19 protein-coding genes and 2 pseudogenes are annotated in these 15,109 nt (G+C 40.9%); 4 read left to right on the top strand and 17 right to left on the bottom strand.

Going from position 1 to position 15,109, the window contains the following annotated elements; translation table 11 throughout:
* Positions 1 to 7 precede the first annotated feature (7 nt).
* The 5 genes and pseudogenes from QM867_RS05960 to QM867_RS05940 form a co-directional block, all read right to left on the bottom strand.
* Positions 8 to 232, bottom strand: coding sequence for an acyl carrier protein (locus QM867_RS05960; RefSeq protein WP_000257840.1), 225 nt, complete (start codon positions 230 to 232; stop codon positions 8 to 10).
* A gap of 56 nt (positions 233 to 288) precedes the next feature.
* On the bottom strand, positions 289 to 1,263 hold the full coding sequence (locus QM867_RS05955) for a beta-ketoacyl-ACP synthase III (protein ID WP_075232027.1): 975 nt from the start codon (positions 1,261 to 1,263) through the stop codon (positions 289 to 291).
* Positions 1,263 to 1,697, bottom strand: a complete 435-nt coding sequence (locus QM867_RS05950) for a MarR family winged helix-turn-helix transcriptional regulator (protein ID WP_075232026.1) — start codon at positions 1,695 to 1,697, stop codon at positions 1,263 to 1,265. Before QM867_RS05950 ends, QM867_RS05955 begins: the two co-directional genes overlap by 1 nt.
* Before the next feature lie 90 nt (positions 1,698 to 1,787).
* Positions 1,788 to 2,574, bottom strand: a pseudogene (locus tag QM867_RS05945) (enoyl-CoA hydratase).
* Between the two features lie 110 nt (positions 2,575 to 2,684).
* Positions 2,685 to 3,245: a hypothetical protein gene (locus tag QM867_RS05940; protein ID WP_414315347.1), complete on the bottom strand. Its 561-nt coding sequence runs from the start codon at positions 3,243 to 3,245 to the stop codon at positions 2,685 to 2,687.
* Between the two features lie 159 nt (positions 3,246 to 3,404).
* On the opposite strand from QM867_RS05940, the gene QM867_RS05935 reads away from it, so the two are divergent.
* The 3 genes from QM867_RS05935 (at position 3,405) to serS (ending at position 6,631) form a co-directional block, all read left to right on the top strand.
* Positions 3,405 to 4,769 carry an aspartate kinase gene (locus QM867_RS05935; RefSeq protein ID WP_414315346.1) on the top strand — a complete coding sequence of 455 codons (1,365 nt, stop codon included), beginning with the start codon at positions 3,405 to 3,407 and terminating at the stop codon, positions 4,767 to 4,769.
* A gap of 2 nt (positions 4,770 to 4,771) precedes the next feature.
* A complete protein-coding gene (locus QM867_RS05930) occupies positions 4,772 to 5,143 on the top strand; it encodes a DUF956 family protein (RefSeq protein WP_371559048.1) in 372 nt (123 codons plus the stop codon).
* Positions 5,144 to 5,356: 213 nt separating this feature from the next.
* A complete protein-coding gene (gene serS, locus QM867_RS05925; protein WP_000884217.1) occupies positions 5,357 to 6,631 on the top strand; it encodes a serine--tRNA ligase in 1,275 nt (424 codons plus the stop codon).
* A 98-nt stretch (positions 6,632 to 6,729) separates the two neighbouring features.
* Here the strand turns inward: serS and groL are convergent, their stop codons facing one another.
* From groL to QM867_RS05890, 7 genes are all read right to left on the bottom strand, one after another.
* The gene (groL, locus tag QM867_RS05920; protein WP_414315345.1) at positions 6,730 to 8,349 is read right to left on the bottom strand and encodes a chaperonin GroEL; all 1,620 of its coding nucleotides are present in this window, start codon (positions 8,347 to 8,349) and stop codon (positions 6,730 to 6,732) included.
* 15 nt (positions 8,350 to 8,364) lie between these two features.
* Positions 8,365 to 8,649 (bottom strand): co-chaperone GroES, encoded by a 285-nt coding sequence (groES, locus tag QM867_RS05915; RefSeq protein ID WP_414315344.1) that lies wholly within the window; start codon positions 8,647 to 8,649, stop codon positions 8,365 to 8,367.
* A gap of 155 nt (positions 8,650 to 8,804) precedes the next feature.
* The gene (locus QM867_RS05910; protein WP_049527040.1) at positions 8,805 to 9,200 is read right to left on the bottom strand and encodes a single-stranded DNA-binding protein; all 396 of its coding nucleotides are present in this window, start codon (positions 9,198 to 9,200) and stop codon (positions 8,805 to 8,807) included.
* Positions 9,201 to 9,274: 74 nt separating this feature from the next.
* Positions 9,275 to 10,036: an SDR family NAD(P)-dependent oxidoreductase gene (locus QM867_RS05905; RefSeq protein WP_414315343.1), complete on the bottom strand. Its 762-nt coding sequence runs from the start codon at positions 10,034 to 10,036 to the stop codon at positions 9,275 to 9,277.
* A gap of 41 nt (positions 10,037 to 10,077) precedes the next feature.
* Positions 10,078 to 10,704 (bottom strand): YtpR family tRNA-binding protein, encoded by a 627-nt coding sequence (gene ytpR, locus QM867_RS05900; protein WP_414276283.1) that lies wholly within the window; start codon positions 10,702 to 10,704, stop codon positions 10,078 to 10,080.
* Between the two features lie 13 nt (positions 10,705 to 10,717).
* On the bottom strand, positions 10,718 to 11,035 hold the full coding sequence (locus tag QM867_RS05895) for a thioredoxin family protein (protein ID WP_000586527.1): 318 nt from the start codon (positions 11,033 to 11,035) through the stop codon (positions 10,718 to 10,720).
* A complete protein-coding gene (locus QM867_RS05890; RefSeq protein ID WP_000850670.1) occupies positions 11,032 to 11,322 on the bottom strand; it encodes a DUF4651 domain-containing protein in 291 nt (96 codons plus the stop codon). The genes QM867_RS05895 and QM867_RS05890 overlap by 4 nt, the downstream gene beginning before the upstream one ends.
* 206 nt (positions 11,323 to 11,528) lie before the next feature.
* On the opposite strand from QM867_RS05890, the pseudogene QM867_RS05885 reads away from it, so the two are divergent.
* Positions 11,529 to 11,791, top strand: a pseudogene (locus QM867_RS05885) (DUF898 family protein).
* A 37-nt stretch (positions 11,792 to 11,828) separates the two neighbouring features.
* Here the strand turns inward: QM867_RS05885 and QM867_RS05880 are convergent.
* The 5 genes from QM867_RS05880 to QM867_RS05860 form a co-directional block, all read right to left on the bottom strand.
* Positions 11,829 to 12,083 carry a DUF1912 family protein gene (locus QM867_RS05880; protein ID WP_049527031.1) on the bottom strand — a complete coding sequence of 85 codons (255 nt, stop codon included), beginning with the start codon at positions 12,081 to 12,083 and terminating at the stop codon, positions 11,829 to 11,831.
* Positions 12,084 to 12,092: 9 nt separating this feature from the next.
* Positions 12,093 to 13,427 (bottom strand): DUF438 domain-containing protein, encoded by a 1,335-nt coding sequence (locus QM867_RS05875; protein WP_414315342.1) that lies wholly within the window; start codon positions 13,425 to 13,427, stop codon positions 12,093 to 12,095.
* Positions 13,427 to 13,660 (bottom strand): DUF1858 domain-containing protein, encoded by a 234-nt coding sequence (locus tag QM867_RS05870; protein WP_000368732.1) that lies wholly within the window; start codon positions 13,658 to 13,660, stop codon positions 13,427 to 13,429. The genes QM867_RS05875 and QM867_RS05870 overlap by 1 nt, the downstream gene beginning before the upstream one ends.
* Positions 13,661 to 13,981: 321 nt before the next feature.
* A complete protein-coding gene (locus QM867_RS05865; RefSeq protein WP_414282528.1) occupies positions 13,982 to 14,164 on the bottom strand; it encodes a hypothetical protein in 183 nt (60 codons plus the stop codon).
* Between the two features lies 1 nt (position 14,165).
* Positions 14,166 to 14,945 carry a hypothetical protein gene (locus QM867_RS05860; RefSeq protein WP_414315341.1) on the bottom strand — a complete coding sequence of 260 codons (780 nt, stop codon included), beginning with the start codon at positions 14,943 to 14,945 and terminating at the stop codon, positions 14,166 to 14,168.
* Positions 14,946 to 15,109 lie beyond the last annotated feature (164 nt).

The raw sequence follows: 15,109 nt of genomic DNA, 5'->3' as shown, positions 1-15,109 counted from the left end.
ATTTAAATTATTTTGTTTGCTCTTCAACGTAAGCAACCAAGTCACCAACTGTTTTCAAGTTGTCTTCTGCTTCGATTTGGATATCAAAAGCATCTTCGATTTCAGAGATTACTTGGAACAAGTCCAATGAATCTGCATCCAAATCATCAAAAGTAGATTCAAGCGTTACTTCTGATGCGTCTTTTCCAAGTTCTTCAACGATAATTTCTTGTACTTTTTCAAATACTGCCATGATAGACTCCTTTAAAATAAATAGTTTTTATAACAATGTGTTCACCACATAATTACCTAAATTGTAACAACAAGTGTGCCCCATGTCAAACCTCCACCGAAGCCTGATAAGAGTATTTTTTGGCTACCATCCAAATGGATTAGCCCTTCTTCTACACACTCTGAAAGCAAAATCGGAATACTTGCCGCACTAGTATTTCCATACTTGGTCATATTTGCGGGAAGCTTATCACGATCTACACCGATTTTTCTAGCCATCTTATCCAAGATACGGTTATTGGCCTGATGAAGCAGGAGATAGTCTAGTTCTTCTGCAGATACAGGACTCATCTCTATGGTCTCTTTGATAGACTTAGCAACATCTCGAATTGCAAAGTCAAAAACTGCTCGGCCATCCATTTTCAAGAAAGCATCTGGATTTTCTTGAACTGAAAATGGTGACGTCAAGCCTGTCTGCCCATAGGTCAAGCACTCACTACGTGAACCATCGCTATTGAGACTCTCCGCTAGGAAATGTTGCTTATCGCTTGCTTCTAACAAGACGCCACCAGCTCCATCTCCAAATAGGACAGCTGTTGAACGATCTGTCCAGTCCAAGGTTTTGGACATAGTTTCACTACCGATAACTAGACCCTTACGATAAGCTCCTGAAGAGATAAACTTCTCTGCAGTTGAAAGGGCAAAGGTGAAACCACTACAAGCGGCGGTTAGATCAAATGCAAAGGCCTTACGAGCACCTATACGAGCCTGTACACGTGTTGCAGTAGATGGCATCATCGAGTCAGGGGTCATCGTAGCTAAGATGATGAAATCCAACTCTTCAGCAGAAATCCCTGACTTCTCTAAAAGCTGTTTGGCAACTTCAGTAGCCAAATCTCCTGTTGATTCTGTCTTAGAAATGCGACGTTCCTTAATTCCAGTTCGACTTGAAATCCATTCATCACTCGTATCCATAACCTGAGCCAAATCTTCATTTGTGACAATCTGCTCTGGAACATAATGAGCAACCTGGCTTATTTTCGCAAAAGCCATTATTTCAAATCCTCCAAAAATTGATAAAGATTGGTCAAACCTTTACTCATGACATCCATTTCCTCTGGGCTCATGCCTTCGATGATCCTTTCGACCATGGCCTTGTGAAAACGTCTATGGAGCCGATGTACCAAGCGACCTTTCTTTGTCAAATGCAGATGTACTACACGACGATCCTGATCTGATCGCAAGCGCTCGATATAACCTTTTCGTTCCAAGTTGTTCAAGCTAGTTGTCACGGTTCCTAGAGTTACCATCAACTCTTTGGACACTTGACTTGGAGTCACATCTGGAAACTTGCCAATCACATCGATCGTGTGCATTTCCTTGATGGAGATATCCTTGAAACGACTACCTCTCAAACTCACTTCCTCAATCACAAGGACGTTATTAAAAATAGATGTTAAATAGTCATTGATCCGTTGGTAGTCCAATTTTCTTCCCTCCCTCATCAAAAAGTTTAACTATCAAAACATTTGACAAAAAAAGTATATCAAACTTCAAAGAATTGCGCAAGTATTTTATTATTTCCCCCAAAATTTTGGATGTCTTCTTTCAGAATGTGCACGAACACCTTCCTTAAAATCTTCGGTATAAGATAGAGTTTCCTGTAGCTCCAGTTCCAATTTGGCATATTCATGCCACTGCTTAAACTCGCTCTCCCAGACCAATTTCTTAATGGCTGCGTAAGAGTTAGTAGAGCCTCTTCTCAACTTCTTCAACAGCTGCTCTCTTGTCTTTTCCAGTTGCTCACTTGCACACAGACGATAGACAGCTCCTGCTTCTAAAGCCTTCTCAGCTGTGAAAGGCTTCTCCAGTCATAGCTAATTGCGTTGCCAGAATCGCTCCTAGTGATCGTGTAAGCAAGAATAAGCCACCCGCATCAGGAGCTAAGCCCACACCTACAAAGCCCTGAATGAATTTAGCTTTGTCAGAAGCAATACAGAAATCAACTGCTAAAGCCATATTAGCCGCAGCTCCAGCAACTGCTCCATCCACCTCCATAATGACTGGTTTAGGAATTTGCTTCATTTTATAAGAAATGGCATTGACTAATTCTGCAATCTGAGCCAAGGATGCAATATCATCCTCTTCGACAGCACGTTTCATTTCTACTAGATCGCCCCCAACAGAGAAGACTTTGCCGGCAGCATTAATGAGAACAAACGAAACCGAAGCATCTTTTTCAGCTAATTCTAAAGCTTCTAAAATTTCCTGACACATAGGAATATGAAAACCATTTGCCACCTCGGGACGATTCAGAGTTATCATCGCTAAATCGTCTTGAACTTGATAGAGGATATGATCCATAACCACTCCTTTCAATTTACAACGAAGATTAAATTATTTTATTTTCAAATTATATCTTTTCCCAGCTTATTAGACAAGAGAAAAATCGACCGAAAGTGTATCGGCCGATTTTAAAAACTTAGTTTGGTATCTAAAAATACAGGAAAACCAGTACTTGTATCATCCATGAAATCATAAATCACTTCAAGCATTCGTCCTCCTTCTCTCTGATAGAGCTGTTCTTGGTTGGATCCCTTATGGTAGAATTCTCCTGAAACCATGTAAAAAACACGATTTGGATCTTCAAGGTAGGCAAAAAGATTTCCTGTAAAAGGAGCTTCCTTGTCTCCGTCCTTGTTAACCAGACTTGTAGCTAAGAGTTTTGTGATTCCTCTAAATTGTCCACTTTCATCTGTTCGACAATAAAACTTGACTCTAGCTTCATAGTTAGGATTAACGATAAGCTTTTCAGAGAGAATTCGATAGGTCCTTGCCTTACTATCTGACAAGCCGATAGATAAGATAATTTTAGCCCTCTCAACTGAAATCTGACGCTCCTGCGCATACTCCATCGCTAATTCTTCTCCGGTCAAACGACCACTGGGAAGAGGATGAGACCTTGCTCCGATATTTATAGGAATCATCACGAAGGTAAGGACTAGTAAGATTAAACAAACTACTCTTTTAATCATCTTCCCCCAACTCCTTTCATTAGAAGAGTCTTTCCTCCTACACCTTTATTATAAGCTTTCCTGATGAGACTTTCAAACAATTGTATAGGATATTTTCCAGATTGAAAAAAGCCCCTCTTTCTGCTATAATCGTATAAAATACTTACTTTAGGAGTTCTTATGAAGGTTGTAAAATTTGGTGGAAGCTCACTTGCCTCTGCTAGTCAGTTAGAAAAAGTTCTAAACATTGTAAAAAGTGATCCAGAACGTCGTTTTGTAGTCGTCTCTGCGCCTGGTAAACGCAATTCTGAAGATACCAAGGTGACAGATGCCTTGATTAAATACTACCGCGACTATGTAGCTGGTAATGATATCAGTAAACGTCAAAACTGGATTATTGATCGCTATGCTGCCATGGTTAGTGAGCTAAAACTCAAACCAACAGTTCTAGAAAAAATCTCAAAAAGCATCCGTGCTCTTGCAACTCTTCCAATTGAAGATAATAAGTTTCTCTATGATACCTTTCTAGCAGCTGGAGAAAATAACAATGCCAAGTTGATTGCAGCCTACTTTAACCAAAATGGCTTGGAAGCGCGTTATGTTCATCCTAGAGAAGCTGGTATCGTTGTGACAAGCGAACCTGGAAATGCACGTATCATCCCATCAAGTTACGATAAAATCGAGGAATTGACAAATTCAACTGAAGTCCTCGTTATTCCTGGTTTCTTTGGCGTAACTAAGGAAGATCACATCTGTACCTTCTCCCGTGGGGGATCCGATATTACTGGTTCTATCATCGCCGCAGGTGTTAAGGCTGACCTCTATGAAAACTTTACTGATGTAGATGGAATCTTTGCTGCCCATCCTGGTATCATCCACAAGCCACACTCTATTCCTGAGTTAACCTACCGTGAGATGCGTGAATTGGCCTATGCTGGATTCTCTGTACTACACGATGAAGCACTTCTACCAGCCTACCGTGGGAAAATTCCTCTTGTCATTAAAAATACCAACAATCCAGACCACCCAGGTACTCGCATTGTGCTACAACATAGCAGCGACAAATTCCCAGTTGTTGGGATCGCTGGTGATTCTGGCTTTGTCAGCATCAATATGTCCAAGTATCTGATGAACCGCGAAATCGGTTTTGGTCGTAAAGTTCTTCAGATTCTTGAGGACCTTAATATTGGTTGGGAACACATGCCAACTGGTATCGATGACCTGTCTATCATCTTACGTTCACGAGAATTGACTCCGATCAAGGAAGAAGAAATCCTTCGTCAATTAGTACAAAAAGCAGAGGTAGACCACGCTGAAATCGAACACGACCTCTCTATCATTATGATTGTTGGGGAAAAAATGAAGCGTCATATCGGGGTAACTGCTACAGCCACTCGTGCCTTATCTGAGAACAACATCAACATCCAAATGATGTCACAAGGCTCTAGTGAAGTTTCTATCATGTTTGTTGTCCATAAAGACCAAGAAAAAGCCGCCCTTAAAGCTCTCTACCAAGCATTTTTCGGTGAAAATAAGGAAGACTAAACATGGCACAATCCCTCAACAAGGTCGTCGACTTGCAAACAACTGGAACTTCCTATCTCTCCATTACAGGAAAGGTTGGAAAATTTCTGGTTGGAGATCATGCGCTAGAATTTTACGCAGATCGTAATGTCGAGGACTATATTCAAATCCCATGGTCCAGCGTTAACCAAATCGGAGCCAATGTTTCAGGCCGCAAGGTTAGTCGTCATTTTGAAATCTTTACAGATCAAGGAAAATTTCTCTTTGCCTCAAAAGACTCTGGAAAAATTCTTAAAATAGCTCGTGAAAAACTGGGAAATGACAAGGTAGTCAAACTTCCTACCTTAGTCCAAATCATTGGTCGAAAAATTAAAAATCTATTTGCAAAAAAATAGAAAGTTTAGTATAATCATAGAAACGGATAAGTAGGTTACTTACTTCTTTCAGAAAGTCTGCGGGTGCTGCGAGCAGATAGAAGATTTAATTGAAATTCTACCGTTGTTACAAACTAAATACATAATCAAGTGCACACCTGTGAAGTTGGATGGAACCGTGGCCCTGCCACTCCAACGCTTTGTCGGGTGTGCTTTTTTCATAAAGGAGTTTATATGTTAGATATCAAACGTATTCGTACAGACTTTGATGCTGTCGCAGAAAAACTAGCTACACGTGGTGTAGATGCTGCTATCTTGAACGAGATGAAAGAAATCGATGCCAAACGACGTGACATCTTGGTCAAGGTTGAAACTCTCAAGGCTGAACGTAACACAGTTTCTGCTGAGATTGCACAAGCTAAACGTAACAAGGAAAATGCCGATGACAAGATTGCTGCGATGCAAACCCTCTCTGCCGAGGTAAAAGCTCTTGATGCAGAATTGGCTGAAATCGATGCTAAATTGACAGAATTTACCACTACACTTCCAAATATCCCAGCTGATAGCGTGCCTATCGGTGCAGACGAAGATGATAATGTAGAAGTTCGCCGTTGGGGAACTCCTCGCGAGTTCGACTTTGAACCAAAAGCTCACTGGGATCTAGGTGAAGATCTTGGTATTCTTGACTGGGAACGTGGTGGGAAGGTAACTGGAGCGCGCTTCCTCTTCTATAAAGGCCTCGGGGCTCGTTTGGAACGTGCTATCTACAACTTTATGTTGGATGAACATGGAAAAGAAGGCTACACTGAAGTCATCACACCTTACATGGTTAACCATGATTCTATGTTCGGTACAGGACAATATCCAAAATTCAAAGAAGATACATTTGAATTGAAAGATACGAACTACGTCCTCATTCCTACAGCTGAAGTTCCTCTGACCAACTACTACCGTGATGAAATTCTTGATGGAAAAGACTTGCCAATCTACTTTACTGCTATGAGCCCATCATTCCGTTCTGAAGCTGGTTCAGCTGGTCGTGATACTCGTGGTTTGATTCGTTTACACCAATTCCACAAGGTAGAAATGGTGAAATTTGCTAAACCTGAAGAATCATATGAAGAACTTGAAAAGATGACAGCTAACGCTGAAAATATCCTTCAAAAACTCAACCTTCCATACCGTGTAGTTGCTCTTTCTACAGGAGACATGGGCTTCTCTGCTGCTAAGACTTATGACTTGGAAGTATGGATTCCTGCGCAAAATACTTATCGTGAAATCTCAAGCTGTTCAAATACAGAAGATTTCCAAGCTCGTCGTGCCCAAATCCGTTACCGTGATGAAGCCGATGGTAAGGTTAAACTTCTTCATACTTTGAATGGTTCTGGACTTGCTGTTGGACGTACAGTCGCTGCTATCCTTGAAAACTATCAAAACGAAGATGGTTCTGTGACCATTCCAGAAGTTCTTCGTCCATACATGGGTGGAGCTGAAGTTATCAAACCATAATTAAATAGATGTAAAAAGAGGAGGCTGAGCTTCCTCTTTTTGAGTAATTCAAAAGAAACAGGTAGAAATCTTTCATTCTACCTGTTTTTATTTATTTCTTAGTAGCCACCCATCATAGATGGATCCATAGCTGGCGCTGGTGCAGCAGGTTCTGGTTTATTCGCTACGACTGCTTCTGTTGTTAGAATTAAGCTTGCTACTGAAGCTGCATTCTGAAGGGCTGAACGGCTAACCTTAACAGGATCGATAATTCCTGCTTCAATCATGTTGACCCATTCACCTGTTGCAGCATTGAAGCCTGTTCCAAGCTCTGCATTTTTCAAACGATCGATAACAATTGAACCTTCATAACCTGCATTATAAGCGATTTGGCGTACAGGTTCTTCCAAGGCACGAAGAACAATGTTACGTCCTGTTGCTTCATCACCTTCTAACTCCAAGGTCGCAACAGCAGAGATAACATTGACAAGGGCAGTACCACCACCTGCAACGATACCTTCTTCAACAGCTGCGCGAGTCGCATTGAGAGCGTCTTCGATGCGGAGTTTCATTTCTTTCAATTCTGTTTCTGTTGCAGCACCAACCTTGATAACTGCTACCCCACCTGACAACTTAGCCAAGCGTTCTTGGAGTTTTTCACGGTCAAATTCTGAAGTTGTTGTTTCAATTTGTGATTTTATGACAGCAACACGGTTAGCAATTGCTTCAGGATTACCTGCACCTTCTACAATGACTGTACTATCTTTATCAACAGACACTTTAGCTGCTTGACCAAGCGCTTCGATAGTAGCATCTTTCAATTCAAGACCAAGGTCTTCAGTAATAACGGTACCACCTGTCAAGATTGCGATGTCTTCTAGCATAGCTTTACGACGGTCACCGAAACCAGGAGCCTTAACAGCAACTACGTTGAAAGTACCACGAATCTTGTTCAAGACAAGGGTTGGCAGAGCTTCACCATCAACATCATCTGCAATAATCAAGAGTGGACGGCTGCTTTGAAGAATACTTTCTAGAAGTGGCAAGATTTCTTGGATATTTGAAATCTTCTTGTCTGTGATTAAAATGTATGGATTTTCAAGATCTGCAACCATTTTTTCGTTATCTGTCACCATGTACTGTGATAGATAACCACGGTCAAATTGCATTCCTTCTACGACTTCAAGCTCTGTTTCCATACCACGTGACTCTTCAATGGTGATAACACCATCTTTACCAACTTTTTCCATGGCTTCAGAGATGTATTCACCAACTTTTTCAGAACGAGAGGATACTGCAGCAACCTGCGCAATAGCTTCTTTATTGGCTACTGGAATAGCATTGTTCTTCAAGGCTTCCACGGCTGCAGCAACAGCTGCTTCAATCCCACGACGAATACCGATTGGATTTGCTCCTGCTGTAACGTTTTTGATTCCTTCACGAACGATTGCCTGTGTCAAGACTGTTGCAGTAGTTGTCCCGTCACCAGCGATATCATTAGTCTTAGAAGCTACTTCTGATACCAATTTGGCACCCATATTTTCAAAATGGTCTTCTAGTTCGATTTCTTTCGCGATTGTCACTCCATCATTGGTAATCAATGGTGAACCGAATGATTTTTCAAGAACAACGTTACGTCCTTTAGGCCCCAAGGTTACTTTAACTGTATCAGCTAGGATATCAACGCCACGGACCATAGCTGAACGTGCATCAGATGAAAATTTAATCTCTTTTGACATACTTATTTCCTCCTCTTATTCTTCAACGATTGCCAAGATATTTGCTTCACCTACGATGATATACTTTTCATCACCATCTTTGACATCAATACCTGCATGAGCTTCCACTAAAACCTGATCTCCAACTTTTACACTTGGAGCGACTAACTCACTGCTCAAGGTACGAACACCTTGTCCAGTAGCCACTACAGTAGCTGTTTTTGTTTTTTCTTGAGATGTTCCTGCTAGGACAAAGCCTCCGACAGTTTGTTCTTTTTCTTCAATTTTTAAGACCACACGGTCTCCTAATGGTTTCAACATTTGTTTTCCTCCATAACATAATCATATTGTTAGCACTCTTTATACATGAGTGCTAAACCATAGTTCTATTGTATCACTTGGTCAAAAATAGTCAAGAAAAAAGTCTGATTTATAGCACAAAAAGAGTTGGAGAAAATTCTCAAACTCTTGTCATTTTAGAAGGGAAGTTCCTCTTCTTCCAAGACCAAATCTGCTAAGTCTTGTCCAGCATTATTTTCACGCATAGCACGTTGGGCGCGACTTTCTAAGAGTTGGAAGCCCGTACAGAGAACTTCTGTTACATAGTTGGTCTGTCCATTTTTCTCGAAGCGACGGGTACGTAGTTCCCCATCCACAGAAATGAGACTGCCTTTGCTTCCATAACTCGCCAAAGTTTCAGCAAGTTTGCCCCAGACTACAATATTGATGAAGTCTGCTTCACGTTCCCCGTTTTGGTCTTTGTAACGACGATTCACTGCGATAGTTGCTCGTGCAACGGACTTGTCATTGTTGGTTTTGTGCAATTCTGGTGTTGCCACGATTCTTCCAATAAGAATAATTTTATTAAACATTTTTTCATCCTCCTACTTATCTATTCGAAGGAAATCAAAAAAAGTTACAAAATTTGTAACTTTTTTAAATAATATTAATCTCTGTGAATCATAAACCCAGTGGCTTGTTGATTGGCCATGATGATCATATCTGTGATTTGCACACGACGAGGTTGGCTGGTCACATAAACCACAGCATCTGCGATATCTTGTGCCTGCAAGGCTTCGAGCCCCTGATAGACCGTTGCAGCCCGTGCCTCATCTCCATGGAAACGGACTTTTGAAAAATCAGTCTCTACAATACCAGGTTGAATAGTGGTCACCTTTATATCAGTCGCAATGGTGTCAATCCGAATCCCGTCCGAAAAAGTTTTGACTGCAGCCTTGGTTGCTGAATAGACTGCTGCACCAGCGTAAGCGTAAATACCTGCGGTTGAACCCATATTAATGATATGGCCTTGATTTGCAGTCACCATAGAAGGCAAGAGACAACGAGTGACTGCCATCAAGCCCTTGACATTGGTATCCAGCATGGTCAACATATCCAACTCTTCATAGTCCTGATAGGGAGCTAAACCGAGAGCCAGCCCAGCATTATTAACCAAGATATCAATCTGACCCACAGTTTTTAGAATATCTGAACAAACCGTTTTAACCATTGTCATATCGGTTACATCTAGCGGAAAAGTCCAAACTTTTTGATTTGGAAAGGCTTCTGCGAACTCAGTTTTGAGAGCTTCAAGTCTTTCTTTTCGACGCCCTGTGAGAACGATATTCTCACCTTTTTCTAGATATGCACGCGCAATGGCTTCACCAATACCTGATGTTGCACCTGTAATGACTACATTTTTTGCCATCTTATTTCCCTCAAGCGAAGATTATAAATCACTTTTAGTGACTAAGCAGTCCAGTGCTTAGCTGGGTCAAAGGGTGTTCCAACTACCTGGTCGTCTGACAGTTCAATGACACCACGTTTTTGCGGAGCATTTGGCAAGGCAAGTTCACGAGGACTACACATCATCCCAAAACTCTTTTCCCCACGAAGTTCACCTGGGAAAATGAGATTGCCTTTGGGCATCATAGCTCCTGGAAGAGCGACAATGGTTTTCAAACCGACACGCGCATTGGGAGCACCTGCAACGATTTGCACTGTCTTGTCACTTGCGACTGCAACTTGGCAGATGTTGAGGTGGTCACTATCTGGATGAGCTACCATCTCGACAATCTCACCAACAACAAACTTAGGTTCCTTGTCATTAACAATTTCCTCTGTAAAACCTTCCGCCTGCAATTCTTGATTCAAACGAGCTACTTGGTCGTCTGTCAAGAATACTTGACCACGTTCCTCAATTTCGAATAAGCTAGAAACTTCAAAAATATTCCAAGCAACAGTTTCACCTGTTTCCTTTAGGAAAACACGCGCTACATTGCCTTTACGTTCAACATCTAGTTTGGCATCGCCACTGTTTTTCACGATGACCATAAGGACATCACCAACATGTTCTTTGTTATATGTAAAAATCATTCTTTCTTTTCTCCTATTTTAATCCTGCTAAAAAGTCGTTTATTTGTGCCTTGGTTTTACGATCACGATTGACAAAGCGTCCAATCTCCTTGTCCTTATCTAAGACAACAAGACTTGGAATCCCGTAAACATCCCAAAGTTTGGCTAAGTCCATGTACTCATCACGGTCTACTCGTATAAAGGTAAACTCTGGATTTGACTCTTCAATCTCTGGCAAAGCAGGGTAGATATAACGACAATCGCCACACCAATCCGCAACAAAAAGGAAGACCTTCTTGCCATCCTGTTCAACTAGATTAGCTAGTTCTTCCAAACTATGAGGAATTATCATAAGACTTCCTCCTCATAGATGAGATCTTCATCTTCATAGACAAAGGTATAGTGACGACCATCCTCAAAAATGACACCACCAACGAGACGCTCTAAGCTACTTTCGTAGACTTGGACATAGAGAGTCGCTATCTCACCCATCTCTGAAAAGGAGTCACGCACAATAGCGGTCAACTCTTCCTGCGTTTTCATGAGTTTATGGTCATCAGCTACTTTCTTAGCTCCAAAAGCAAGTGCTCCGAGGCCTACTAATGCCAAACCTGTTTTAATGATATTTTTCGTTTTCATGCTAACATTGTAACACAAAAAGATAAGTAGGACAAATCGTGAATGCTATTTTCGTTTGAACTATATGTACCTCATTTCAAGAAATATTGACTCCTATCTCCTCCTATGGTACAACACCTCAAAGTAATGATTTACTTATCCATAAAATTCTAAGGAGACTCTATATGAACAAATAAAGTTATTTTGACGGTGGATTACTCAGCTTTATCGGGCACTCAATTGTCGCTTTTTTCATCATCGCCTTAACTCTAGGAATTGCTACACCTTGGGCCGTTTGTTTTATGCAAGATTGGAAAGTACGACATACTGTCATCGATGGTCAACGTTTATACTTTGATGGAACTGCACCCAGTTATTTGGAAATTGGATCAAATGGTTCTTACTGACGATTATCACTCTTGGAATCTATTCATTTTGGTTAAAAATAAAAACAGAACAATGGATTACCAAGCATACCCATCATATGTAAAAAGTGCGGTTTATAGACCACACTTTTTTTATAGCTCTTAATAATGTCTCTCACCAAATAAACCTTCTGGCAAATCATGGAAATCCTTGCCTGCCTTGAAATTTTCAAATTTGCCTAGCAAGAACTGGTAGGCATCCAAGCGGCTTTCATAGCGAATCATGGCATCTTTAGCACGCTCATCTTGATCTTCTTCATAGACCTTTTGGCTTTCCTTGAGCGCCATATCATTAATCATGATTTGGGTATTAACCCAAGCTTCAAATTCTTTCATAAATTCTTGTTCGTAACTCATTTTTTCTCCTTATTCTAATCCACGGAAATAGTCTGTATCAATCTCACGGTAGGGCTGGATATCCTGAACATACTCCAATACACCTTGAAATTCTCCATTTTCATCGTGTACTGCAGCATAGGTGATATGGACAAACTTACCTCGTGACTCGGACTTGAACCACATCTCATACTTGTCCTTGACCCCGTCACGAAGACCTTTCATAATGGTCTTTACCTTATCAAGGTACTTGGGCGGGTGACAAAGCTCAACATTGCGCCCGACTTGAGAAGGTGTCCGCTTGAAAATCATCTCATCTGCTGGCGTATTGTCATTGTAATACTGGAAAATATCATCCTTATTAACAAAGGTAATTTCCATTGGCAGATGGTTGAGAATAAGATTAGCCTGCTCGACTGAGAGATAGCCATTACCAAAAGCCTGTTGACTATGGCGATCTACTACCGCTTCCTTTTCCTTAGGTGTGAAGGTGATAGTAAACTGACCTTCTGGCGTGTCAATCACTTGTTGAACCTGTCCATCTTTCCTATCTTGCTGAACAAATTCCTCTTCTCTTTTTTCCTCAACAAAATTCTGACGGTCTGGCACCCATTTTTCAGAAGGTCGGATAATAGCATAGCCATAAGCATCACTTTCCTCAGCAATCTGAATCCAGTCATCCTGGGTGAAGGATTCGAGTAGAATCATGAGGAGGATAGATTCTTCCTTGAAAATCATACTTTCAAACTCTGTCGCAAAAGCTTCAAAAGCTTCCTTTACAGTGCTAATTGGTATCTCTGGTAAGGATTTGACTGTCTCCATTGCTGTTTGAAAGAGTTCCCTGATCTGGTCATCAACTCCCCACATGACTTTTGGAGGCGAATCATGTCCATAACGCTCCATAATAGGAAAGAAGAGTTCTTCCTTGCGCTGGTAGTGACGGTCAAATTGACCTACAAGGCCCATCTGGCGAACCAAACCCTTACGCATCTCCGCAAGCATTTCCTCGTCTTCCATAGACTCATATGTATCTAATAATCTACGAACACGAATCAAGGCAGCACGGAGGGCTAGATTTTCATCCTTAAAGACACGCACGGGATGACCTGGATGCTCTGTATCTTCTACTTCGACACCCTTAACAGCATTTTTAAAGAGATTGGCATGGACATCACAGAGCTCCATGACGTCTTCAAAGGTCACACCTGAGTCCGAGTTCATCAACTCGTGCTCCATGAGGGAAATCTCGATAGCTGATACACCTGTAAAGGTTGCATCAAAGCGTTCCTGAACGGATTCAGGTGAGGCTCCATTATGCAATTCTAATAAAATATCCCGTAGGACATGAATTCGTTCATCTACCATTAGTCTAATCCAATCACTTCGTAACCATTTGCTTCCAGTGTACGAACAATCTTGTCCATAGGAGTTCCTTCGAGCTTAGATCCCTGTTTGAGCGATACTTTTCGTCCGACTGTATTTCTCATCAAAGGATTTGCAAGAGGTTTAAAACCAAGTTCTACTAGGATATCTAAAACTTCTGGATGCTTGTCCACCACTTCCGCAACAGGAATAGATACATCAATGATATTGTCCATCATAACCTCCATCATATTCTCTAACAGTTTTTTCTCTTTTATTATACCACAAGGGCAAAGATTAAAAAACTAGCAGTAGAAGACTTGCTAGTTTATTTCGTATCACTTCATTATTTCTAATTATATAGACTCTTCCTAGTAAAACCTCAAAGTCTTATCCTTACCATGATCATCAGAGAAGTTTGAAAAACCAGTCTATGATTTTGAAAAGAATCTTATAGAACAGTAATTGGAAGGCGAAAGAGACTAAAAACCAGAGAATTTTTATCAGACCAACAATTGGTGTTATAAAAAGAAGAGTGAAGAATCTCCAAAAAGATTTCATTCTTTATCCTCCTGCTTCATCAACCAAGTAGCTGTATCCATAAGCTTATCTACGAGAACTAATTTCGCCAAACTAACGACTGTGTTTTCATCTTTTTTTATGGTTTCTGCAACTTTTAAAGCTTGCCTTGTAAGAAGATAATTACCGTAGGTTTTGGCCAGTACTGTTATGATCCCCATGTCATTCTCCTTCGATGATTTCAACCTCTTTTTGGATAGTGGCAACATCTCTTTGATATTGTGCTTCATCGTAGTTAATCAATTCGGACAATTCTTTTTGCAATCTTTCTCCCATGGGTTTCATGGTCGCAAAGGTTAAGCCACCTGATAGGACTCCACCTAAGATCGGAATAACTTTTCCCATCCCCTTAGCTAATCCTCCCTTGGTCAGATTCACTCCAAAGATTTTCAGAACTTTTTCCAAAATTGGATACCAAAGAGTCTTTGTCAAAGCCTTTTTGTTTACAATTTTCATCACTTGCTTAGCAACTGTAACACCACCAGAACGAAGTAGAGCGCCCGCACCATTTACTCCCAACATCACTCCCAGATAGAGCAAAAGGGTATTTTTAGCTTCTTCGCTCAGCTCATTTCGCGAAGCCCAGAGATCATCATAGCCGTAAATATAGCCCAGCTCCTGGGCTAGTTTTAATGAAAATGCGTAAAACTGGGCTACATCTGTCGGAATTGTAACCGCCATGGCAATACCTCCAGGTAAACCTGCTAAAACAGATGTCCCACTTGCCAGTAAAACATTATCTTTAATACAGGCATTGGCCACTCGATCTAAGGTTTCCTGAGATAATAAAGCTGTCGGCCCTTCTTCCAATAATCTAGGAATATCCTTTGAAGCCACTTCCTTAGAGAATTTGTCCATTAAAAATTTTGACCGGTTCACTTTGACGACAGGAAGTTTTACTACCTGTTGCAACACTTGCATCGCCACATCTTCTTTAGCCATCTCTATCTCCGTTTTTCATTCGTATCAAGCTTTATCTGGCTCTCTGTCAACTGTAGTGGGTTGAATAAAAAGCTAACATCTGGAGAGGACAATCGTTGTCCTCTCCATTTTTATATTCAGAGCGATGAAAATTCGTTTCTTAAAGTTGTCAAAGTTCCTAAAAC

Source organism: Streptococcus infantis (assembly GCF_047463635.1).
Lineage (GTDB): Bacteria > Bacillota > Bacilli > Lactobacillales > Streptococcaceae > Streptococcus > Streptococcus infantis_W.
This window is presented reverse-complemented; position numbering and strand designations above follow the sequence as displayed.